General features: G+C 65.3%; 1 protein-coding gene and 1 pseudogene. Both read right to left on the reverse strand.

Annotation, left to right across the window (positions count from 1 at the left end; all coding sequences use genetic code 11):
- Positions 1–230, reverse strand: a pseudogene (locus VQ044_RS25370) (hypothetical protein); the annotation flags it as partial.
- Between the two features lie 41 nt (positions 231–271).
- The coding region (locus VQ044_RS25375) for a universal stress protein (protein ID WP_327650443.1) at positions 272–899 on the reverse strand (628 nt) is incomplete at its 5' end.

Below are 899 nucleotides of genomic sequence, written 5' to 3' on the forward strand. Positions count from 1 at the left end.
CCCCGCACTTCAAATCCCCCGGCGGACAGGCGCCGCAGGAGCCCCGACTGACGATCTCGTTCTGCCTCGTCGCGCATGTCCTTATAGTAGATCGCCAGGACCGGAACGTCGGGGCCGACGAGAAAGCGGAGCAGCCGGGGAAAATCGATCCGCACCCCCAGCTCCTTCCTGATCCGGTCGCAGTGGCTGCCGTCGAAGGTCACGAGGACCGAGCCGGGCTGCTTGCGCACATCGGCGTTCGCAATTCCGGCATGAGGCTTTCCGAAAGCGCTCACCGGATGACGAGCACGGGAATTGCGCAGGACTGAATGAGCGAAGTCGTGGTGCTGCCGACAATCAGGTTACGAATGCGGGAGTGGCCGTAGGCGCCCATGACCAGAAGCCCGACCCCATCCCGCTTCACCTTTGCGGCGATGACATCGTCGGGTTCGCCCTTTTCAAAACCGACGGTCACATCATAGCCCGCCGAGGCGAGCGTCTCCTGAGCAGCCTTCAAACGATGACCGGGCTCGCCACCAGCGTCTCCAACCATGAAGAGGTGGCAAGGCACGTTCACAAGAAGCGGGCTGGCGACCAGCCGCTCCACAATCTGCGGCGACGACCGTCCTCCGTCGAAGGCGACCATGAAGCGCTCGATCGGCTGAAAGGCGCGGGAGGCGACCAGCACCGGCTTCGTCGTGGAGCGGACAACCCGCTCCAGGTTCGAGCCGAGATGGCCCGTGGCAAAGTCCGCTGCCTCCCCTCGCTTGCCGATCACGACGAGGCGGGTGTCAGCTTCTCGCTCGCTGATCGCCTCCGCGACGTCGCCGTGGCGCAGATGCTCGGTGACTTCGGTGATCCCCGCCTCGCGGATGCGCTTGGCCGCATCCTCGACGATGTGGCGCCCGCGCAGGGAGGCG

The sequence above is a fragment of the Aurantimonas sp. C2-5-R2 genome (assembly GCF_036549495.1).
Classification (GTDB): domain Bacteria; phylum Pseudomonadota; class Alphaproteobacteria; order Rhizobiales; family Rhizobiaceae; genus Aurantimonas; species Aurantimonas coralicida_A.